The organism is Photobacterium sp. NCIMB 13483 (genome assembly GCF_003025475.1).
GTDB lineage: Bacteria > Pseudomonadota > Gammaproteobacteria > Enterobacterales > Vibrionaceae > Photobacterium > Photobacterium piscicola.
The window spans coordinates 1-22,754 of sequence record NZ_PYLV01000027.1; the positions used below are offsets into that span (position 1 = coordinate 1).

General features: G+C 41.8%; 23 protein-coding genes. 12 read left to right on the forward strand and 11 right to left on the reverse strand.

Features of this window, described 5'->3' with window-relative positions:
* Positions 1-170: 170 nt before the first annotated feature.
* Genes murA through mlaF form a run of 7 tightly spaced genes read right to left on the reverse strand, consistent with a single transcriptional unit; the run spans position 171 to position 4,852 of the window.
* Positions 171-1,430: a UDP-N-acetylglucosamine 1-carboxyvinyltransferase gene (gene murA, locus C9I86_RS16910; RefSeq protein WP_080158402.1), complete on the reverse strand. Its 1,260-nt coding sequence runs from the start codon at positions 1,428-1,430 to the stop codon at positions 171-173.
* Positions 1,431-1,441: 11 nt separating this feature from the next.
* On the reverse strand, positions 1,442-1,696 hold the full coding sequence (gene ibaG, locus C9I86_RS16915) for a BolA family iron metabolism protein IbaG (protein ID WP_045030117.1): 255 nt from the start codon (positions 1,694-1,696) through the stop codon (positions 1,442-1,444).
* Between the two features lie 19 nt (positions 1,697-1,715).
* The gene (locus C9I86_RS16920) at positions 1,716-2,027 is read right to left on the reverse strand and encodes a lipid asymmetry maintenance protein MlaB (protein ID WP_080158335.1); all 312 of its coding nucleotides are present in this window, start codon (positions 2,025-2,027) and stop codon (positions 1,716-1,718) included.
* A gap of 2 nt (positions 2,028-2,029) precedes the next feature.
* Complete coding sequence (gene mlaC, locus C9I86_RS16925; RefSeq protein WP_080158336.1) at positions 2,030-2,665, reverse strand: phospholipid-binding protein MlaC; 636 nt, start codon at positions 2,663-2,665, stop codon at positions 2,030-2,032.
* Between the two features lie 14 nt (positions 2,666-2,679).
* The gene (mlaD, locus tag C9I86_RS16930) at positions 2,680-3,156 is read right to left on the reverse strand and encodes an outer membrane lipid asymmetry maintenance protein MlaD (RefSeq protein WP_080158337.1); all 477 of its coding nucleotides are present in this window, start codon (positions 3,154-3,156) and stop codon (positions 2,680-2,682) included.
* A 52-nt stretch (positions 3,157-3,208) separates the two neighbouring features.
* Positions 3,209-3,991, reverse strand: coding sequence for a lipid asymmetry maintenance ABC transporter permease subunit MlaE (mlaE, locus tag C9I86_RS16935; RefSeq protein ID WP_107277021.1), 783 nt, complete (start codon positions 3,989-3,991; stop codon positions 3,209-3,211).
* Between the two features lie 57 nt (positions 3,992-4,048).
* A complete protein-coding gene (mlaF, locus tag C9I86_RS16940; protein WP_107277022.1) occupies positions 4,049-4,852 on the reverse strand; it encodes a phospholipid ABC transporter ATP-binding protein MlaF in 804 nt (267 codons plus the stop codon).
* Positions 4,853-5,380: 528 nt separating this feature from the next.
* Between mlaF and C9I86_RS16945 the strand changes: the two genes are divergently transcribed.
* From C9I86_RS16945 to mgtE, 11 genes are all read left to right on the forward strand, one after another.
* On the forward strand, positions 5,381-6,340 hold the full coding sequence (locus C9I86_RS16945; RefSeq protein ID WP_080158340.1) for a calcium/sodium antiporter: 960 nt from the start codon (positions 5,381-5,383) through the stop codon (positions 6,338-6,340).
* 15 nt (positions 6,341-6,355) lie between these two features.
* Positions 6,356-7,327, forward strand: a complete 972-nt coding sequence (locus C9I86_RS16950; RefSeq protein WP_080158341.1) for a KpsF/GutQ family sugar-phosphate isomerase — start codon at positions 6,356-6,358, stop codon at positions 7,325-7,327.
* Positions 7,328-7,384: 57 nt separating this feature from the next.
* Positions 7,385-7,948, forward strand: a complete 564-nt coding sequence (lptC, locus tag C9I86_RS16955; RefSeq protein ID WP_080158342.1) for an LPS export ABC transporter periplasmic protein LptC — start codon at positions 7,385-7,387, stop codon at positions 7,946-7,948.
* Positions 7,929-8,435 carry a lipopolysaccharide transport periplasmic protein LptA gene (lptA, locus tag C9I86_RS16960; RefSeq protein ID WP_080158343.1) on the forward strand — a complete coding sequence of 169 codons (507 nt, stop codon included), beginning with the start codon at positions 7,929-7,931 and terminating at the stop codon, positions 8,433-8,435. Before lptC ends, lptA begins: the two co-directional genes overlap by 20 nt.
* Positions 8,436-8,444: 9 nt before the next feature.
* The gene (lptB, locus tag C9I86_RS16965; RefSeq protein WP_080158344.1) at positions 8,445-9,170 is read left to right on the forward strand and encodes an LPS export ABC transporter ATP-binding protein; all 726 of its coding nucleotides are present in this window, start codon (positions 8,445-8,447) and stop codon (positions 9,168-9,170) included.
* A gap of 63 nt (positions 9,171-9,233) precedes the next feature.
* Positions 9,234-10,718: an RNA polymerase factor sigma-54 gene (locus C9I86_RS16970; RefSeq protein WP_080158345.1), complete on the forward strand. Its 1,485-nt coding sequence runs from the start codon at positions 9,234-9,236 to the stop codon at positions 10,716-10,718.
* A 32-nt stretch (positions 10,719-10,750) separates the two neighbouring features.
* Positions 10,751-11,038 carry a ribosome hibernation promoting factor gene (gene hpf / locus C9I86_RS16975; protein ID WP_080158346.1) on the forward strand — a complete coding sequence of 96 codons (288 nt, stop codon included), beginning with the start codon at positions 10,751-10,753 and terminating at the stop codon, positions 11,036-11,038.
* Positions 11,039-11,040: 2 nt separating this feature from the next.
* The gene (ptsN, locus tag C9I86_RS16980; RefSeq protein ID WP_080158347.1) at positions 11,041-11,490 is read left to right on the forward strand and encodes a PTS IIA-like nitrogen regulatory protein PtsN; all 450 of its coding nucleotides are present in this window, start codon (positions 11,041-11,043) and stop codon (positions 11,488-11,490) included.
* Positions 11,491-11,526: 36 nt separating this feature from the next.
* Positions 11,527-12,378: an RNase adapter RapZ gene (gene rapZ / locus C9I86_RS16985; RefSeq protein WP_080158348.1), complete on the forward strand. Its 852-nt coding sequence runs from the start codon at positions 11,527-11,529 to the stop codon at positions 12,376-12,378.
* Positions 12,375-12,647: an HPr family phosphocarrier protein gene (locus tag C9I86_RS16990; RefSeq protein ID WP_080158349.1), complete on the forward strand. Its 273-nt coding sequence runs from the start codon at positions 12,375-12,377 to the stop codon at positions 12,645-12,647. Before rapZ ends, C9I86_RS16990 begins: the two co-directional genes overlap by 4 nt.
* Positions 12,648-12,929: 282 nt before the next feature.
* Entirely contained in the window at positions 12,930-14,291 is a 1,362-nt protein-coding gene (mgtE, locus tag C9I86_RS16995) for a magnesium transporter (protein WP_080158350.1), read from the forward strand.
* A gap of 88 nt (positions 14,292-14,379) precedes the next feature.
* Here the strand turns inward: mgtE and pmbA are convergent, their stop codons facing one another.
* Entirely contained in the window at positions 14,380-15,723 is a 1,344-nt protein-coding gene (gene pmbA, locus C9I86_RS17000) for a metalloprotease PmbA (RefSeq protein WP_107277023.1), read from the reverse strand.
* A 114-nt stretch (positions 15,724-15,837) separates the two neighbouring features.
* Here pmbA and yjgA point away from each other — a divergent pair, with 114 nt between their 5' ends.
* Positions 15,838-16,362, forward strand: a complete 525-nt coding sequence (gene yjgA, locus C9I86_RS17005; RefSeq protein WP_107277024.1) for a ribosome biogenesis factor YjgA — start codon at positions 15,838-15,840, stop codon at positions 16,360-16,362.
* 104 nt (positions 16,363-16,466) lie between these two features.
* Here the strand turns inward: yjgA and tldD are convergent, their stop codons facing one another.
* From tldD to C9I86_RS17020, 3 genes are all read right to left on the reverse strand, one after another.
* Positions 16,467-17,915, reverse strand: coding sequence for a metalloprotease TldD (gene tldD / locus C9I86_RS17010; RefSeq protein WP_080158353.1), 1,449 nt, complete (start codon positions 17,913-17,915; stop codon positions 16,467-16,469).
* Positions 17,916-17,929: 14 nt separating this feature from the next.
* Positions 17,930-18,751, reverse strand: coding sequence for a carbon-nitrogen hydrolase family protein (locus tag C9I86_RS17015; RefSeq protein ID WP_080158354.1), 822 nt, complete (start codon positions 18,749-18,751; stop codon positions 17,930-17,932).
* 97 nt (positions 18,752-18,848) lie between these two features.
* On the reverse strand, positions 18,849-22,739 hold the full coding sequence (locus C9I86_RS17020; RefSeq protein WP_107277025.1) for a YhdP family protein: 3,891 nt from the start codon (positions 22,737-22,739) through the stop codon (positions 18,849-18,851).
* Positions 22,740-22,754: the final 15 nt, after the last annotated feature.

The window sequence follows — 22,754 nt, forward strand, 5'->3', positions numbered from 1 at the left end:
GGCATGTATCTGTTCAAGTGCTTGTCTTAAAAACATAAAAAAATCCAAGTGCATTAAATACACTTGGATTTTTACACATCTACAGGATCGTTCAACTGATCATTTTGGGCTTAACTGATCAGCATTATCGCACGGTGCGAGGCTTTTTTATTGCTTGAAACCAATATCACTTATTCAGAGATACGTTCGATATTCATTCCTAGCGCACTGAATTTTTGCTCGATAAACTCATAACCACGGTCGATATGGTAAATACGATCAACAATGGTTTCGCCTTTAGCAATACTGCCCGCAATCACAAGACTTGCAGATGCACGTAGGTCAGTTGCCATCACTTGTGCGCCACTCAATCCATTAGTATCACCACAAATCACGGTATTACCTTCGATTTCAGCGTGAGCACCCATACGAATTAATTCAGGAATATGCATGAAACGGTTTTCAAAAATCGTTTCAGTAATGATGCCTGTGCCTTTGGCCATTAAGTTTAATAGCGAAAATTGCGCTTGCATGTCGGTTGGGAACCCCGGATGCGGTGCAGTGCGAATATTCACCGCTTTAAGCTCACGATCTGTCATATCTAGACTGATCCAATCATCGCCAGTTTCAACTAATGCCCCCGCTTCTTCTAGTTTTGCTAATACCGCTTCAAGAAGTTCAGGCTTAGTGTTGCGACAAACAATCTTACCACCAGAAACAGCAGCAGCGACTAAGAAAGTACCGGTTTCGATACGGTCTGCAACCACTTCATGATAACCGCCAGCAAGACGATCAACACCTTCGATGGTGATGGTTGCCGTGCCTGCGCCTGTAATTTTCGCACCGATAGCATTAAGGAATGCTGCAGTATCTTCAATTTCAGGTTCACGAGCTGCGTTTTCAATCACGGTTGTACCTTCTGCTAACGTTGCCGCAGACATAATAGTAACCGTTGCACCCACACTGACTTTATCCATCACGATATGGGCACCTTTAAGACGACCATCGACAGATGCTTTTACATAACCTTCATCAAGTGTGATTGTTGCACCAAGTTGCTCAAGACCCACAATATGCAAATCAACTGGGCGCGCACCAATAGCACAACCACCAGGTAATGATACTTGACCTTGACCAAAACGAGCCACTAGTGGACCTAATGCCCAAATAGAAGCACGCATTGTTTTTACAAGATCATACGGCGCACAATACTCATTAACATCACTTGCATCGATATTAACAGATGAGCCATTACGCGAGACTTTCACGCCTAAACGTGACAGTAATTCCATCGTAGTATCAATATCACGTAGCTGAGGAACATTGGCAATTTCTACCGGACCGTCAGCAAGTAACGCGGCAAATAAAATCGGTAAGGCTGCATTCTTTGCGCCAGAAATAGCCACTTCACCGCTTAATGGGCCGCTGCCCTGAATACGAAACTTTTGCATCATTTAGCTCTCTATAACGACATTAATTTTTTATCACGCGCCCACTCTTCAGGCGTATATGTTTTAATACTTAACGCGTGAATGTCGTTTGCTGCAATACGATCCATTAATGGACCATAAATTGTTTGTTGTTTCTTTACACGGCTCATGCCGTCAAATAGTGTACCCACTGCGATCACTTGGTAGTGGCTACCTTCACCTTTAACGATGATTTCATCAACGTCTAAAGCGCTTTCTAGAATTTGTTTAATCTCAGAGATTTCCACAAGCTATCCTCTCTACAGCTTACTCCATGCAAGCTGTTAACATTGGTTCGATATGGCTTAAGCGAAACAGCGTTTTAAGCTGTTGAGGTACATTGTGCAACATAACGCGACTCCCTGCTTGCTTAAGGTGCTGGCACAAATGCAGTAACATCACCATACCAGCAGAGTCTACTCGAGATAAATCAGCAAGATCGAGCACGAGCTGCTCATTATGTGGCATCCATTCGCTTCTTTGACGCCAAAAAGCTGGCACTGTGTCACGATCTAACGACCCTGACAAGCGGTATTGCCCTTCAGCGACAACCTGCCAACAAATCTTATCAGCAGTCATGGTTATTTGTTCTCAATTTGGATCGGTTTCGCCGCCAAATCACGTAAACTTTGTGTTACCGCATCAATACCTTTGGTACGTAGCTGTCCACTCCATTCACTTTGCTTAGTAGAGAGCATACTGACACCTTCAGCAACCATGTCAAATCCCTGCCATTCTTTTGTTTTTTTATTCAATCGTAATTTAAAATCAAGACGAATAGGCGGGCGCTGAGGATCAATAATATCAACGCGAACCGAAATAATACTGCGATCAGCTGGAACGGGCTTAGGTGATTCAAGTTCGATTTTTTGGTCGGTATATTGAGTCAAAACCTGTGCGTACGATGCCACTAAATAATCAGTGAAAGCCGCTGTGAACGCATCACGTTGCTCTGCGGTTGTATTACGTAAATTAGAACCTAACACTTTGTAAGCTGCATAACGGGTATTAATATACGGCAATAATTCTTGCTTAACGATCACCCGTAGTTGTTCTGGGTTTGCTTGAATTTTTGCTTGTTCCGCTTTTAAAGTACCAAATAAATGCGCGGATACTTTGTCCATCATTTTATAAGGATTGCTCTGATCAATCGTTGCTGCTTGAGCTAGCATTGGCACGGCCAGTAAACACAACATTAAGCCACGTACAAATTTCATGGTGGTTCTCCTCATTACTTCTTATCGCCGCCAAGGCTATACAGCACTTGACCAATCATATCTTCTAATACTAACGCAGATTTAGTGTCTTCAATTAAGTCACCGTTATGTAGCATTTCAGTGTCAGTATCAACAAATCCAGGACTAATACCTAAGTATTGTTCACCTAATAGACCTGAAGTCAGAATAGATGCAGAACTGGTTTCAGGGAAATAACCGAACTTTTTATTAACGTCTAAAGTAACAATTGGCACATACGTCTGTTCATCAAGGGTAATCGACGTTACTTCACCTACAGTAACCCCTCCCACCTTAACGGGAGAACGTACTTTTAAACCGCCAATATTGTCAAAATGGGCTTTCAAAGTATAAGTTTCAGCACTACCAAAACTTTGTACGTTAGCCACTTTAAACGCCAACACTAATAAAGCACTAATGCCGGCTAGCATAAACACACCAACCCACAATTCTAATCGTTTATTTTGTTGCATTGTTTTTATCCATGTAATTTATGCCGTCGTATGCATGCGGCTAAGTGAATGTTTAGCTACCAAACATTAATGCTGTTAACACAAAATCAAGTCCAAGTACCGCCAGTGATGAATTCACCACTGTACGGGTTGTTGCACGGCTGATCCCTTCCGACGTCGGTACGGCATCATAACCATTAAAGACTGCAATCCATGTAATCACGATAGCAAATACGATTGATTTGATAATGCTATTACCAATATCAGTACTGAAATCAACCGATGATTGCATCACCGACCAGAAACTGCCGTAGTCAATGCCCTTCCAATCAACACCAACAAGTTGTGCGCCCCATAAACCAATAAGCGAGAACATCAACGCCAACAATGGCATCGAGATAACCCCCGCCCAAAATCGCGGTACAATCACGCGGCGTAGAGGATCAACCGCCATCATTTCCATGCTTGATAGTTGTTCGGTGGTTTTCATCAACCCAATTTCAGCCGTTAACGCAGAGCCCGCACGACCAGCAAATAACAACGCCGTTACCACCGGGCCTAATTCTCGCAATAATGATAATGCGACCATTTGACCAAGGCTAGTTTCAGCGCCGTAACCAGCAAGAACTAAATATCCTTGCAGGCTTAATACCATGCCGATAAATAATCCTGACACGAGAATAATCGCCATCGATAGCACGCCAACTGAATACAATTGTCGAATCAATAGCGGCAACATTTTTATCGGCTGAGGCTTACACACTAATGCCCCATATAACATCAAGCTTGCACGACCACATGCTTGGCACTTTTCAATAGTCGCTCGTCCCAATCGGGAAATAGCATTAATTATCATTTTTTGCTCATATTATCGGTTGTCATTTACTGATGTTAGCAACAGCCTTGATACGGCTTACTCACCAAATAAATCATCACTTAATGATTGTGCAGGAAATTGAAACGGTACTGGACCATCCGCATCACCATCTAAAAATTGGCGCACTTGAGGGTTAGTATCTGCGTGTAATTGATCCGGTGTACCACAACCTATGATCTTAGCGCCTGAAAGAATATAGACATGATCTGCAATACTCATTACCTCTGGCACATCATGCGAGACAATCACCGACGTAATATTTAACGCTTGGTTAAGATCGCGGATTAACTTAACTAACACGCCCATGGTAATTGGATCTTGGCCAACAAACGGTTCATCGTACATCATCAAATCAGGATCAAGTGCAATTGCGCGCGCCAATGCTGCTCGTCGAGCCATGCCACCTGATAACTCATTTGGCATTAATTGAGCCGCCCCTCGCAAACCCACAGCTTCTAATTTCAATAGCACTAAGGTGCGCAATAAATCTTCAGGTAATTGAGTATGCTCACGCAATGGAAAGGCAACATTTTCAAACACAGTCATATCGGTAAATAAAGCACCCGATTGAAACAGCATACTCATTCGTTTACGCGCTTGATAAAGTTCACTGCGACGTAATGTGGGTATATTCCATTGATCAAACCATACCTCACCATTATCTGGCGCAATCTGACCACCAATCAAACGTAATAAGGTCGTTTTGCCGATCCCTGACGGCCCCATAATAGCGGTGACTTTTCCACGCGAGATATCAAGACTAATATTATCAAAAATACGTCGATCACCACGGGAAAAGCTCAGATTTTTAATCGAAACCAGTACATCATCATTGAGCATTATGTTTATGTTACCTCTCGCTAACTCGTTTGCGTAAGCGATGAATATTGATGTTATTTGACATAATAGCGTTTCATGCCACTTTATAATAAACAACTTAAAAACAATCAGTAGACATTATAAAAATAGAGCGTTGATGATAGGAGGAATTAAACGTCAACTCAACCTAAGCGCTGTATTATCATGCGTTAATGATGAATTTTTATCAAAAATAATATATTTACGATAAAACTGACACTAACGGCATAATTCCATTCTAAAACAAATCAACCTCATTATAATTCACCTAAAATAAAACATCGTTTTAATAGTGTAAATAGATAAGCCACTTTTTCTAACCTTAATCGGTTCTGATTCAGCAGCAGTTAATCAAGCCATCCCCCTAAAACCACCTCAGATGATAATTAGTATTGGCTTATGCTTCCCTTTTGCATGAGTTAACGTCAAAATTGGCAACTCAAATTGTAAATATTTCATCAATTGACTAAAAATCGCTTTTTTAGCGGGTCGTACTAAAAAGGAATTAACATGCTAGAAGCCATTGTGTTGCTCTGTATCGGATTAGCTTTACTGGTTTGGAGTGCAGATAGATTGGTATATGGTGCAGCTGCATTAGCGAAAAACTTCGGTGTTGCACCACTGGTTATTGGTATGACTATTCTGGCAATGGGATCTTCTGCGCCAGAAATGATGGTTTCAGCCACCGCTGCACTGGCCGATAAAACAGATACCGCGGTAGGTAATGTACTGGGATCAAACATTGCCAATATTGCGTTAATTCTCGGTATTACGGCAATCATAAAGCCCCTCTGCATTAGTTCGACTATTATTCGCCGCGAATTACCCATAATGCTGGGAGTTACGGTTATTGCTGGCGCGATTTTATGGGATAATTATTTAAGCCGTCACGAAGGCATTATTCTTGCGGTTCTATTTGCTATTTTCTTAGTGGTGATGCTTAAAATCAGCCGCGACAGTAAAAGTGATCCATTAGTAGAAGAGCAACAGTCAGAAATTCCAACTGGCGTCACTAATACCAAGGCCATTATCTGGGTATTTATTGGCTTAGGCATACTTCTATACTCTTCAGATATGGTAGTGGGGTCAGCAGTTACTATCGCTAAATACTACGGTATGAGTGACTTAGTTATTGGTTTAACCATCATTGCTGTTGGCACCAGTTTGCCTGAGCTTGCCGCATCTGTCGCGAGCGTATTTAAAGGCGAAGATGACATGGCGGTGGGTAATATTATTGGCTCAAATATCTTTAATATTCTTGCGGTAATGGGCATTCCAGGGTTACTGAACCCATCAGCATTAAGCCCACTAGCTATGAGCCGTGATTTTTATGTTATGTTGGCTATTTCCATTCTATTACTACTAATGGCTCTCGGTAAACGCCGCCTGATTAATCGCATTGAAGGTGGAATATTAGTGATTTGCTTTATTGCTTATCAAGCATTTTTATTTCTTAATATCGCCGCATAACAGGAGCTTTCTCTGATGTCTGGTCAATTTGATTTTTGCAGCCATGGTAAAAAAGTACTCGATACTGAATTACAAGCACTTGAAAAAATCCGTTGTTACATTGATAACAGCTTTACCCTTGCCTGTGAGTTAATTCTGCACTGCCAAGGTAAAGTGATCGTAATGGGAATGGGTAAATCAGGTCATATTGGACGGAAAATAGCCGCAACATTGGCCAGCACAGGGACCCCTGCATTCTTTGTTCATCCGGGCGAAGCAAGCCATGGTGATTTGGGAATGATCAAAAAAAATGATGTCGTGATTGCAATTTCAAACTCAGGTGAAGCCGCAGAAATTCTTGCATTACTGCCCGTTATCAAACGTCTAGGCATTGCCATGATCAGCATGACAGGCAAACCTGAATCAAGTATGGCTAAAATGGCGCAAGTGAATCTTCAAGTCACGGTAGATAAAGAAGCCTGCCCCTTGAATCTCGCACCGACCTCAAGTACAACGGCTACCCTTGTTATGGGAGATGCGGTCGCAATTTCAGTAATGGAAGCCCGCGGGTTTACTGCTGACGATTTTGCACTATCTCATCCCGGTGGTGCGTTAGGACGTAAATTATTGCTTCGTATTGCAGATGTCATGCACAGTGGTGAGTTACTACCTATGATTGAAGAGCATGCCAGTATTAAAGATGCACTATTGGAAATATCACACAAAGGCTTAGGAATGACGGCAATTGTTGATCATAACCAACAATTACGTGGTATTTTTACTGACGGTGATTTACGCCGTTTGTTGGATAATCATATTGATATTCACAACACCAGTATTGGTCATGTGATGTCAACCAATCCACAAACGATTTCACCACAGCTATTAGCCGCAGAAGGGCTAAAATTAATGGAAGATAACAAAATTAATGGCTTATTGGTGACAGAAAATAACCAATTAGTTGGCGCACTCAATATGCATGATTTACTTAAAGCCGGTGTCCTGTAGCACTATTATATCTCTGTAAATCATCGGTAACACCAAAGAAAATAAAGGCTTAAGTCTATGACTTTTAAAAAGCTATTCTATGTACTGTTAATGATTATATGTGCATGGCTCGGCTACTATCTACTTGAACAACATTGGAAACAAGATGTTCAAGTTAAACCTAATGACGAAAAACCAATGTTTATTGGTAATAAAGTCAGTAATACCAGCTTTGATTTGAAGGGTACTCGTCAATATCAAATTGATGCTGACCATCTTGAGCATTTTAATGTTAGTGGTGAAACCACATTTACTAAACCTGTTTTGTGGGTCTTTAAGCAAGGGCTAAATGCAGAATGGCGAGTCAGTGCTAACAATGCCAAACTAGAACAAGATAAAATTTTACACTTACAAGGTAATGTTCGTATTTTCAATCTATTACCTGATTCAGATGTTCAAGTCATTAAAACAGATAGTTTACGCTTAAATTTAGTCAATAAAGACTTTAGTACCGATGATCATGTCACCATCAATGGTCCTGTTTTCCAAAATCAAGGCGATGGCATGAAAGGCAACATGGATCGAAATGTGGCAACTCTTCTAAAAAATGTAAAAGGTAGATATGAACCGACTAAAAATTAGTACTCTACTATGCTTGTTGTGTATCAGTGCACCAACATGGGCAATGAAAAGTGATACCAAGCAACCCATTTATATTGATTCAGACAGTCAACAAGTTGATATGCCGAATAATATTGTTACGTTTATCGGCAATGTGAAGTTACGCCAAGGAACAATTGATATTCGTGCGAACAAAGTAGTTGTAACGCGACCAAACACTAAGTCGCAACAACAAACAATCATGGCATATGGACAACCAGCAACATTCCATCAAGTGATGGACGATGGTAAACCTCTTGATGGCGAAGCGCTTAAAATGCGTTATGAAACCGCCACTGAACGCCTAAAAATGACCGGCAAAGCAGAACTTAATCAAGATGGGAGTAATATTAAAGGTAATATCATTACTTACAATATTCGCGACCAACGTTTGGTAGCAGAAAGCGGTAACCAAGAGCGTGTCACCACCGTGATCTTACCAAGTCAATTAAACAATAATAAGAAATAAACATTATTTATGGCTATTCTAAAAGCTGAACACCTTGCAAAAAGTTACAACGGTCGCAAAGTCGTTTCCGATGTGAGCCTTGAGGTTGAATCAGGAAAAATTGTTGGTTTACTTGGTCCCAATGGTGCCGGTAAAACCACCTCATTTTATATGATCGTTGGCTTAGTTGGCCGCGATGAAGGCACAATTACCATTGATGGTGAAGACATCAGCCTTCAACCGATGCACAATCGTTCACGAATGGGTATTGGTTATTTACCCCAAGAAGCATCGATTTTTCGTCGTCTGACGGTTTATGACAACTTAATGGCTGTTTTAGAGACGCGTAAAGAGCTCACCAAAGAAGGCCGTCAAGATAAGGCCGAAGAACTGTTAGATGAGTTTAATATTCAACATATTCGCGATAGTTTAGGACAAGCATTATCAGGTGGTGAACGACGCCGAGTTGAAATTGCACGTGCATTAGCAGCAAACCCTAAGTTTATTCTGCTTGATGAACCGTTTGCAGGTGTCGATCCAATTTCAGTTATTGATATCAAAAAGATCATTAAACATTTACGAGATCGTGGATTAGGGGTATTAATTACCGATCATAACGTTCGCGAAACATTGGATGTTTGTGAACACGCTTATATTGTAAGCCAAGGCCATCTGATCGCTAATGGTACTCCAGATCATGTACTCAATCATGAGCATGTTAAGCGGGTTTATCTCGGTGATCAGTTCCGTCTATAGCATTCACCATTGGCTATTGATTACAGATAATAACAACAATAACAATAAGGTGTATCAACGTTAATGAAAACTTCGCTCCAACTTAAGCTCGGTCAACAGTTAGCAATGACGCCTCAATTGCAGCAAGCTATTCGCTTGTTGCAACTCTCGACATTGGAACTCCAACAAGAGATCCAAGAAGCGCTTGATGGTAACCCTCTCCTAGAGCTCGATGAAACCAATGAAGCGGATGAAATAAACACTAACAATGAAACCTCAACCGCAGAAGCCAGCACCAATGACGCGAGTGAAAATCTCGACGATATAGAGAGTTTTGATACCGCTGAAGTACTTGAATCCCGTGAATTACCCACTGAACTTCCAGTTGATAGTACTTGGGATGATATTTACAGTGCAGGAACAGGCAGCGCGGGCATTGCTATTGATGATGACATTCCAATTTATCAAGGTGAAACTACTGAATCATTACAAGACTATTTAATGTGGCAAGTACATTTAACCCCATTTAGCGAAACGGATCTCGCGATCGCAACAGCGATCATTGATGCGGTTAATGACAAAGGTTATCTCAGTTGTAGTACTGCTGAAATTTTAGAAAACTTTGAAGATGAAGATCTCGATGTTGAGCTTGATGAGGTAGAGGCGGTACTTAAACGTGTACAGCAATTTGACCCTTTAGGGGTTGCTTCTCGCAACTTACAAGAATGTTTACTGCTTCAACTCGCCACTTATCCAGCACAAACTCAATGGCTTGCCGAAGCTAAAATACTGTTGAGTGAGCACATTAATTTATTAGGTAATCGCGATTATCGACAATTGATGCGCGAAACCAAACTCAAAGAACCTGAACTTAAAGCGGTTATGGAGCTGATTCACAGCTTAAACCCTCGTCCAGGTAATCATGTCGTTTCAACCGAAACTGAATACGTTATTCCCGATGTCTCTGTCTTTAAAGATAATGGCAAATGGGTTGTTAGTATCAATCCTGACAGTATTCCTCGTATTAAAGTCAATCAGCAATACGCCGCATTAAGCAATAACACTCGTAATAGCGCTGATGGTCAATTTATACGTACTCACCTTCAAGATGCCAAATGGCTGATTAAAAGCCTTGAAAGCCGCAATGAAACCTTGTTGAAAGTCGCTCGTTGTATTGTCGAGCAGCAACAAGATTTTTTTGAATTTGGTGAAGAAGCTATGAAGCCGATGGTCCTCAATGACATCGCACTCGCGGTTGAAATGCACGAATCCACCATATCTCGAGTTACGACGCAAAAATATATGCATACACCTCGAGGTATTTTTGAATTGAAATACTTCTTCTCAAGTCATGTCAGTACGGATAATGGCGGTGAATGTTCATCGACAGCTATTCGCGCACTGGTGAAGAAACTTGTTGCTGCTGAAAATCAGGTTAAACCCCTGAGTGACAGCAAAATTGCGACTTTATTGGCTGAACAAGGGATCATGGTTGCGCGACGAACTATCGCCAAATACCGTGAATCGTTGGGAATTCCGCCATCAAATCAGCGAAAATGTCTGATCTAAATCGGATCAGCGCCAACAAAAGGAAGATGTCTATGCAAATCAATATTACCGGACACCATGTTGATGTAACCGATTCATTACGAGAATATGTCAGTACTAAGTTTGACAAACTAGAGCGTTTTTTCGATAAAATCAATACCGTTCAAGTGATCTTAAATGTCGAAAAGCTCCAACAAATAGCCGAAGCAACCCTGCATATTAATTCAGGAGAAATTCACGCTAAAGCTGATTCTGAAAATATGTATGCCGCGATTGACGAATTGACTGATAAACTGGTCCGTCAATTAAACAAACACAAAGATAAACTCAATAGTCACTAATCATGCAACTGAGTAACGTATTGAGCCTGGACTGCACCAAAAGTGCAGTCCCTTGCTCCAGTAAAAAACGCGCGCTTGAGCTCATCAGTGAGATCGCCGCAACACATCTTGATCAAAATCCGCAGCCATTATTTGAATGTATGCTCAATCGTGAAAAATTGGGTACTACAGGTATTGGTAACGGGATTGCAATTCCTCACGGCCGAATCAGTAACAGTGATCATGCGATTGCAGTGCTTATTCAATGCCAAGAGCCGATAGATTTTGATGCTATAGATGGTCAACCTATTGACCTGTTATTTGCACTTCTGGTACCAGAAGAACAATGTAAAGAGCATTTATCGACCCTTGCTAGCATGGCTGAAAAACTGGGCAATAAGAAAATTTGCAAACAGTTACGCAATGCAACAACCGATCAAGAATTATATAACATACTGATTAATGAAGAATAAATCAGCATCCCTCCACACACAAAAGGTAGCTTAACCATGAGGTTAATGGTTGTTAGCGGCCGTTCAGGTTCAGGTAAATCTGTCGCGCTTCGCGTGTTAGAAGATTTAGGTTATTACTGCGTTGATAACCTTCCCGTACACCTACTGCCGCAATTTGTAAATGATATTGCCAATAACGAACAAGATATTGCGGTTAGCATCGATATTCGTAATATGCCGCCACATCAGGGTGAACTTGACGCTATTTTCAAAAATTTACCCAATGATGTTGATATCAACGTTATTTTCCTCGATGCCGATGATAAAGAACTGGTTAAACGTTTCAGTGAAACACGTCGTTTACACCCACTCTCGCGCCATAATATGAGCCTTGAGCAAGCCATTCAATCAGAAGCAGTATTGCTTGGTGAGCTGAAAGAACATGCAGACTTAGTGATTGATACCACTAAGAGCTCTATTCATGATTTAAGCGAAACAGTGCGGGCACGAGTACTTGGTCGTGAAGCTCGTGAATTAGTGTTAGTTTTTGAATCGTTCGGCTTTAAACATGGTCTGCCTTCTGATGCTGACTATGTGTTTGATGTGCGTTTTTTGCCAAACCCACACTGGGTGCCAGAGCTTAAACCTCAGACTGGCCTTGATCAGCCCGTTAAAGATTTTTTAGCCGCTCACGCTGAAGTCAATAAACTAAACTACCAGCTACGAAATTTCCTTGAAACATGGTTACCAATGCTAGAGAAAAATAATCGCAGTTATGTCACCGTTGCCATTGGTTGTACTGGCGGACAACATCGCTCGGTGTATATCGCGCAACAATTGGCTGATTATTTTACTCAACAAGGTCAACAAGTGCAGGTACGTCATCGCACGCTGGAAAATTATAAATGACCATTAGCCGCGAATTATTTATTCGTAACCGTCTCGGGCTTCATGCTCGAGCGGCAATCAAATTAGTTGAGTTAGCACAAAGTTTCACAGCCATCGTTACGATCACTAATGGTGATAACAGCGCAACGGCAGACAGTGTGATGGGCTTACTCATGCTGGACTCCGCTCAAGGTCAAAAGATCATGGTTAGCGCAGAAGGCCAAGATGCAGAATCAGCATTAATCGCCATTTCAACCTTAATTGAAGCTGGGTTTGATGAAGAAAGTTAATTGGCTAAATTACAAGCCATAAATTACCACTGTTAAATCTTTTGTTCTTAGTGGTGTTAATCATTTTTAACACGTGATACTTTGCTCTTAACTGCGTTTTTTAGCCGCGATTAGTAGCCAACACTCATGAAATGTAGAGATATCACAATTATAATCATGCGTAATACCAATACTTCATCAGTTTATGCGCTAATTAAATAGTAATCAGCACAAGACAAAGACTCACTGATTACGTTAAAATTCAGCTTATTGCGCCATCAAATATAAGTGGGCCTAATACCTATGGCGGATGTATTAGAACAAGATCAAACCCATCACACACTCCAAGAAGTCAATAAAGCGCTCGAAAATGGCATGTTTGTTCATGTTCGCCGGTTACTCCAAGACATGGAGCCGGAGGATATTGCACACCTGTTAGAAGCCTCGCCACCGAAAGAACGTCAAGTCTTATGGCAATTGACGGATCCGGAAGAGCAAGGTGAGATCCTTGATGAACTCTCTGAAGATGTAAAAGATGGCATCGTCTCACAAATGGAACCAGAAAAGCTGGCAGCCGTTACCGAGGGGATGGAAAGCGATGATGTCGCCTACGTACTTCGTAGCCTCTCTGATGAGCGTTATCAAGAAGTATTGGCACAAATGGATGCCACCGATCGTCATCGTATCGAAAAAGCACTCGCCTATCCGGAAGATACTGCCGGTGGGATGATGAGTACCGATTTTATCACCATTCGAGGTGACGTAACCGCCGATGTGGTACTACGTTATTTACGTATGCGTGGTGAACTACCAGAAGCCACTGATGCTTTGTATGTGGTTGATGAAAATCAAATTCTGATTGGTCATTTGTCACTATCAACGCTCATCACCACTCAGCCTGACATTGAAATTAAAGATGTTATGCAAGACGCTGATGAAGCGATTGCCGTCGATATGGCAGACAGTGAAATAGCCAATATATTTGAACGTCGAAATTGGTTGTCAGCACCTGTCGTTGATACCAATAATCATCTGTTAGGTCGTATCACTATCGATGACGTGGTTGACTTGATCCGTGAAGAAGCGGAACACTCAATGATGACCATGGCGGGTATGGATGACGATGAAGATACCTTTGCACCAGTATTAAAGTCAGCCAAGAGCCGCAGTATTTGGCTTGGGGTTAATGTACTGACAGCGTTAGCAGCCGCATCTGTATCCAATATGTTTGAACACACTTTACAACAGATGGCGACCGTTGCGGTACTAATGACAATTGTTCCATCAATGGGTGGTGTGGCGGGTAACCAAACCGTAGCACTGGTTATTCGAGGCCTTGCTGTCGGTCACATTGGTGATACCAACACCCGTTGGCTACTGAGTAAAGAAGCCCGTGTCGGATTAATTAATGGCTTAGTATGGGCATTAATTATTGGCTTAGTGGTCTTTATTTGGAAAGGGAGCTTAATACTCGGCGCGATCATGGCCGGCGCAATGCTAGCAAACTTATTTGTTGCCGGCGTTGCTGGCGTATTAATTCCAATTGGTCTTAAAAAACTAAAAATTGACCCAGCACTTGCTGGCGGTATGGCACTGACAACCTGTACTGATATTGTTGGTTTAATGGTGTTCTTAGGTCTAGCGACCATTTTTATTACACCTTAATTAGTGATAATTGATTGATAAAAAAAGTCCAAATCAAGTGATTGATTTGGACTTTTTTATTGCGCATAAATTACGTCATTAACAACGATTACTCACCCGCAATCTTCATCGAATCTAACAGCATAGAACCCGTTAGAATCTGACTGCGTGTTTCAGTATCACTGCCAATAGCAACAATATTTTGCATCATGTCTTTAAGATTACCTGCGATGGTAATTTCAGAGACAGGATATTGAATTTGACCATTCTCAACCCAGAAGCCCGCAGCACCACGAGAATAATCACCCGTGATAATGTTCACTCCTTGGCCCATCAATTCAGTCACTAACAAACCGCGATCCATCTTTTTCAGCATTTGCTCAAAGCTTTCGCCTGTTGATGAAACCAACCAGTTATGAATGCCACCAGCATGACCTGTTGGCTGCATTTTCATCTTACGAGCAGCATAGCTGGTCAATAAGTATGTTTGCAGTGCGCCACCAGTGATAATTTCACGATCATAGGTCGCAAGACCTTCGCTATCAAACGGGGTACTTGCCATACCACGTAAAATATGAGGACGTTCACTAATATTTAGCCACTCTGGGAAAATTTGCTCACCCAGTTTATCTAATAAAAATGATGATTTACGGTATAAATTCGCACCGCTAATTCCCATCACTAAATGACCAAAAAGACCGGTAGCAACATCCGCAGCAAACATCACTGGCGCTTCACGAGTAGTGAGTTTTTGTGGATCAATACGACTTACGGTACGCTCTGCAGCATGACGACCCACACGTTCTGGGGTCCACATATCAGAGGCTAAACGTGAAGTGGTATAACTATAATCACGCTCCATATTGCCGTCTTTGCCTTCACTGATCACACAGCAACTAATGCTATGGCGACTAGAAGCATAACTGGCTAACATGCCATGACTATTACCGTAAACACGTACGCCGTAATGGCTATCGTAACTGGCACCATCGCTTTGTTTTACGCGAGGATCAAAGGCAAGCGCCGCTTCTTCTGCTGCAATTGCAATTGCAGCAGCACGATCAGGCTCTGGCTCATCAGGGTGAAATAAGTCTAAATCAGGAATATTACGCGCCATCAATTCCGCAGGGCCTGGGCCTGCAAACGGATCTTCAGAAGTGTAATTTGCAATATCTAAAGCAGCAGCAACCGTTTGAGCAATAGCCGCTTCACTTAAATCAGAAGTTGATGCGCTACCTTTACGGTGACCGCGATACACAGTAATGCCAAGTGCACCGTCACTATTAAATTCAACGTTTTCAACTTCGCACATACGAGTAGAAACACTGATACCTGTTGTTTTGTTAATGGCTACTTCGGCTGCATCAGCCTGTTTACCAGCAACTTCAAGCGCTTTTGCTACTGCGGCTTCAAGTTCAACACGCTGTTGAGCGACCTGTTCTCTTACGTCCATACAATCACTTAAGGTTAGGGTTTAGCTTATTAGTTATAGAATAATGTAATTTACGCCCAAAATCGTTATTAAACTGATAAAATAGAACTATTGATACAATGAGTGAGCCCATTTATGAGCCGTAAAAACAAAAAAGCCCCTTGGGATGAAGAAGAAGAAATCATCTGGGTAAGTAAATCCGAGATGAAACGCGACATGGAAGAGTTGCAAAAAATTGGCGAGGCGCTAGTTGAATTAACACCTAACGCTCTTGCGAAAGTGCCATTAGATGAAGAAATGATGGCCGCAATAAAAGATGCACAACGCTTTAGTAAAGAAGCGCGTCGTCGTCAGTTGCAATTTATTGGTAAGCAGATGCGTCATATGGATCTTGAACCAATTCAAGCCGCACTCGACAAATTAAATAATAAGCACTCTCAGCACACCGTTGCCCTTAAAAAGCTTGAAATTAAGCGTGACAAGTTGATTGAGAATGGTGACAGCATGCTAAATGCTATTTTGGTTGATCATCCCGATGCTGATCGCCAACACCTACGCCAGTTAATGCGCCAAGCAACAAAAGAAAAGGCACAAGAAAAACCTGGCAAAGCATACCGTGAGATTTTTCAATATCTAAAATCTCTCTACCTTGCTGATTAATCTCGTTGATTAATGCATAAATGAACAAAAAAATGCCAGCATACATGCTGGCATTTTATTTTATTGAAACCCACTTTTAATTAAAAGCGTATCACAATAGAAAATTATTCAGTGCCACCAACAGTCATTGAATCAATCTTCAATGTTGGTTGACCGACGCCCACAGGCACGCTCTGGCCCGCTTTACCACACACACCAACCCCACGGTCAATATCAAGGTCATTACCGACCATAGACACTTGTTGCATCGCTTCAATACCACTGCCAATTAAGGTTGCACCTTTAATTGGGCGAGTAACTTTGCCGTTCTCAATCAAATATGCTTCAGAAGCCGAGAACACAAACTTACCAGAAGTAATATCAACCTGACCACCACCAAAGTTGGGGGCGTAAATACCGTTTTTCACACTGGCGATAATTTCTTCAGGCGTATGCTCACCTGGCAGCATATAAGTATTGGTCATACGCGGCATCGGTAAATGAGCATAAGATTCACGACGGCCATTACCTGTCGGGGCAACACCCATTAAACGCGCATTAAGCTTATCTTGCATATAGCCTTTTAGCTTACCACCTTCAACGAGTACATTATGTTGCGCAGGCGTACCTTCATCATCAATATTAATTGAGCCACGGCGATCAACTAATGTACCATCATCAACAATAGTACATAACGGCGATGTCACTTGTTGTCCCATTTGCCCGGCAAACATTGATGAACCTTTACGGTTAAAGTCACCTTCTAAACCGTGACCAACAGCTTCATGCAATAAAACGCCGGGCCAACCAGCACCTAATACAATCGGCATCGTGCCCGCTGGTGCTGCATCGGCTTCAAGGTTCACTAATGCTTGACGAATAGCTTCATCAGCAAAGAAAATCGCTTGGCTTTTACCCGTCGTATCTTCAGTTAAAAAACGTTCATAACCATAACGACCGCCACCACCAGCACTGCCGCGTTCACGCTTATCGCCTTTCTCAACCAAAACCGTAATAGATAATCGTACTAATGGACGAATATCCGCCGCGTAAGTGCCATCAAGCGCGGCAACTAAGACTTCTTCATAAACGCCATTAATGCTGGCTGAGACTTCAGTAACTAACGGCTCTTTGGTGCGAATATAGCGATCAATTTCTTCAAGTAAGGCGATCTTTTGAAATTTATCAAAACTGCCCAATGGATTAATTGGGGAATAAATACCAGATGATGCCATTGGTGTGAATGTTTGTACTTTGCCATCACCACCTTGACGCACAATACCACGAGCAGCTTTTGCGCTTTGAGTTAATGCTAATAGATTAATTTGATCTGAATAAGCAAAGCCTGTTTTCTCACCCGCAACAGCACGTACACCGACACCACGATCAATATTAAACGAGCCATCTTTGATAATACTGTCTTCTAAAACTAACGACTCATGCCAGCATGACTGAAAATATATATCAGCATAATCAACATCACGGGTAGCAATTAAGCCAAGAATATTATGCAATTCATCACGACCGAGACCTGATTGGTCTAGCATGGTACTTTCTACAGTGTTAAGGGTCATTAATTTGCTCTTAGTTATTGAATATGACTGAACACCAATCGGGCATGATCAGCCACTGGCATATTGGTACGGATCTTATGTGCTAATTGTAAATCAACATTTGCTATCAGAACACCCGTTCCTTGTTGTTGACAGGCAATCACTTGCCCCCAAGGATCAACAATCATTGAGTGCCCCCAGGTTTCTCGCGTTTCATTATGCTCGCCCCATTGTGCTGCAGCCACTACCCAACACTGGGTTTCAATAGCACGAGCACGCACTAACACTTCCCAATGAGCGCGTCCAGTTAGCTTAGTAAATGCTGCTGGAATCACTATGATATCAGCACCTTGCTGGCGTAATTGACTGTACAACTGTGGAAAGCGAATATCATAACAAATGGATAATCCTAGCTTGCCAAAAGGCGTATCAATCACTTTAATTTCATCGCCTGCTTTAAAGGTATCAGACTCACGGTAACTATGGTGTTTATCAGCAACATCTACATCAAACATGTGCATTTTATTATAGTGCGCATGTAACTTACCTTGATCATCAAATAAGATAGCAGTAGTCGTAATGCTACCATCTGCTTGAAGAATCGGCATAGAGCCAATCAATAACCAAATTCCTAACTGTTGAGAATATTGAGATAATTGTTGCTGTAATGGACCTTTACCGAGGGGCTCTGCCCAACGTTGATAATCGGCTTTACTGCCAAAAACGACACTATTTTCAGGGGTAACAACTAATTTTGCCCCTTGAAGTTGCAACCCTTGCATAAACTTTTTTATCTGGCTCAGGTTACGCTCAGGATCAGTGCCTGAATTCATTTGTACTACACCAATTTTGGTCATGGCAATCTCCCTGAACTATTCTGAAATACATCAGATTTATCAAACGTCATAACGCTCGTGACAAGCACAACTTAAACACGCTTGTTCTTAAAAGCACTTACTCTTTAAAACTATTACTCTCTGGGATTTTATATTCACCTTCCAGACGAGAACGCTCGACAACCTTTGGCGATGCTATTGGCCCTGTAACTTGGTAATTTACTTGAGTAATAACATCTAATACGGGTGACAATACGGTTGATATTGCAAACACATACAATGCGACTTGTGGTGCCACTGCAAATGCGGTCATCACAGGTAATCCCGAGGTGAAATCAGGAATAAATTTAACGTTAGCATTTACCTTTTCATCAATCAGGTTCACTTTACCGTTGATATACATATCGCCAGCTAACGCCTGCATCTTAATATTATTACTATCGAAAATACCGTCTTTAATGGTGCCGTTACCACGAATATAATTAAAGGCTAAGCCATTATCAAATACCCCTGAAAAATCGAGTTTCATTTTTCGAATAATTGAATCAAGACTAAATAAACCTAAGAGGCGCCCTGCACCACCAACACCACTGACGATACCTTTACCAATGTCCGTCTTCACCGTACCATTTAATGTTGTACGATCAATCCCCCAAGGCGTACCTTGCCAGTTAACGATGACATGAGTATTAAATGGCGCATTTTGTACACCACCGGAAATGCCAAACCGATCAAGTAAATCGGTACTGTTAGTGCCACTAATAACAGCATCAAGTTTAGTGTGATTTTGATGGTCGCGTATGCTCCAATCACCCGAAGCCGTTAATTTCACATTTCCCGATTGAATCTTAAACTGCTGTAATTGTAGTTGCTGGTTATGTTTAATTACGTTCGCGGTAACAGATCCCAACCGGTAGCCTTGTAACCAAGCATCAGCAATCGATAAATCTATCGCAGGTATGGCCGCCATAATGCTGCTATCGTTCGCGGTAACTACAGTTGATTGTGGTTTTGCCGTTAAGATAGGGCTTAATAATTCCGCGGGCGGTTGCTGATTTAATTGAGGAAGATTAAGGTGTAACGATTTTAAAATAACATTTAGTGGCTGATTTTTTATCCATGAGATATAACCACTCGCTTCTTGTGACGCTAACTTAATTGACCACCCACGAGCATGCGTTGCAACAGTATCAACCTGATGCCAGTTAAGCCCGCCTAAGGTTAATTGACCAATTTTAGCCATCACTCGTGTCGGCAATGGTACTGAAAAAGCAGGGCTACTCGCAGTAACAGATGATCCTGTATGACTATCACGCAATTTTTTCACGACAGCTAACCATTGATCTGCATTCAGCGCGCGACTATTAATCTGCACAAGCTGACCTTGCAGTGGCGGCGTTAATAACTTTTTAATGCCAATAGTCAGATTACTAGCGGTAATCTTAGGCACTGATGCCAACAACGAAATCTGACCTTGATAAGCAACATTTGGCAGATCTGCATTAACCTTTAATTGATTTTTATCACCCTCAACTTTTATCGTAAACGCTGATGCGGTATGTTTTCGTTGCTGTAATGGGTAAGGCAATTGGCTACTAACATCAATTAATGGCACCTTAACACCCACTGTATAACTAAAACCTTGAGGCTTAATATCAACCCCAACCAAACCGTGCCAATCACTACTACCACTTAGGTTATCTAATAAAGTTGCGGGTAAATAATCGTGTAACTTAGCCAATTGCCATTGCCCACCAACACTGACATTAACTTTATAATCAGCCGAATTTTTAACGTTATTACCATCAAACCCAAAGGTGATCGGTTGCTGGTATAACATCCCCGTCAGCCGTTGCGCTTTAATGGCACTATTATTAAAACTTAAGCTACCGTTAACATTTTCAATGGCTAAATGAGGGGTCTTCAATGTAATCGAGTTATGGTTAAAATACACCTTACCGCTAGCACCGACATTGTTACTATCAAATGGAATATCCAAATTAAGCTTGGCAGTAACAGGGCCGGTCACATCGATGGTCGTCAGTGCACTACCAACAGACGTTGCTAAGGGGCTATTCAACATATATTGATGAACTTGTGGCCCTGTAGCAGCAAGATCTATCGCTAGTTTAAGCCGACCATTAGGGGCTAAATCTGCCTCCCCAACCACTTTAGAACTGCTCGCATCTAAGGTTTTGACATGATTCGCATCAAGATACATTTTGTCATTTTCAAATAACAACTTAAGTTGAAGATCACGTAGTAAAGGCCATGCAGGATCAAAACTAAATTTCGCCTGTGTTAACGGCACAAAAGCTTGAAAAACACCATCATGATGCTGATATGGAAATGCATTAAGAGCGCCATACCATAAAATACGGGCTGACTTAACCTTGCCGCCTTTAATTGCAGAGGCTAAATAGTTAGTTAAGCGATCCCCCAGCGCAGGGCGAGGTAAATAACGCCAAGTTTGACCCGCATCAACCACATTAGCTTCACCAAATAATGATAACCATGGCGAGCCAGTCGTGGGAATATCAACGCGAGCTTGACCGGCAAAGGTTAAATCCGGCGTTGCCACGGCAAGTCGATCACTCCATACCGTTGTTTGGTGTCCATTTCGATGCCAATACGCCTGCACCTGAGCTTGATTTATTTTTAAAGGCTTTGAAAACACACGATCATAAGCAAAGCTATCTGCCGCCACATTCAGTGAGATCTTACCTTGGTGACCATTTCCTGCAATGGTGGCATTTAAATGATTAATACCAGGAACCCATTGCCATGGTTTGACACTTAACTGCTGCACCTTAAACGAAAAACGCGGAACTTCATTTGCTTCACCCGCAACGCGAATATGTGTTAACAACCCACTTGGTTTAAGATGCTGCACCGCATTGACCAGCTTATTGGTTGGCGGTAAGAAATTAATTAAGGGTAATAGTCGCTGTAACGCAATATTACTTAAGGCTAATTTCCATTGTTTTAACTGATCATGCTCACCAAAACGTAATTGGCCCGCAATATCAAACGTTGGCCATACGACATCATCGGTATAAATAACAAATTGTTCAGTATCAATACGCCATGTGCTTGAACCATCCGCCAGTCGAATCGGTCTTAACGCCACCAGCCCCTGTTTAATTTTAATCTGATGTTGTTGATTACCCGCTTGCCAATCAATAATGCTGTTATCAACTTTAGCTTTACCTGTCATAATCTGGCCGTTATTGAGGGTTAGCCATGCTTCAACCCCTATTTCGCTATCGGTAATGTTTGCCACGCCAGCCAATTGCTTGTTCAACCACGGTGTTACTGATATATGCTTACCTTTGATATATAACGTACCAGACAGACTATCAAGCCCACCTTGTTCTGAAATATTGGCTTTAACGGCCAATTGTCCTAAATCTGTATTGGCAAAATTAATACTGCCTTGCGCCAGATGTCGACCATCAATATTAGCCCAATCAAGTTGTTTAATGTTCAGTTGTTGTTGAGCGCCGGATGGAGCAATAAAAGACACCGATGAATCGAGGAGTTGGAACTGACCTAAGCGTGTAAAAAACAGCTGTTCTAAACGCTGAGCTAAGCTGACATCGGCTACATTAGTCGCCGGTGAAGATGACTTTATTTTGGTAAGATCAAGATCAACCTGACCAATAGCGACTTGCTTAAAAATGGGCCGCAAGTGCAATGCTGAATGCCAAATATCAAAATAAAATGAAACCTGACCAATATTAGCCAATGGTTGAGAATGTGGTTGAGCTGCAACGGTAACGCCTGTTAATGTGATAGCTGGCCCAGCAGCTTCCCAACGTCCATCAATATGCGCTAATTGTAGGGAAATATCCGCCTGCTGTGATACCCAATGGGCTATCGGCTGGCGGTAATCATTAAGATGAGGAAGCAGTAACCTTAGACTAGTGACTAATGATGCTAATAATAACGCTACAATCACTATCAACCATAACCCACCGCGTACAAGACGTACGAGTATTTTCGGCACTATTACTTCCTCATT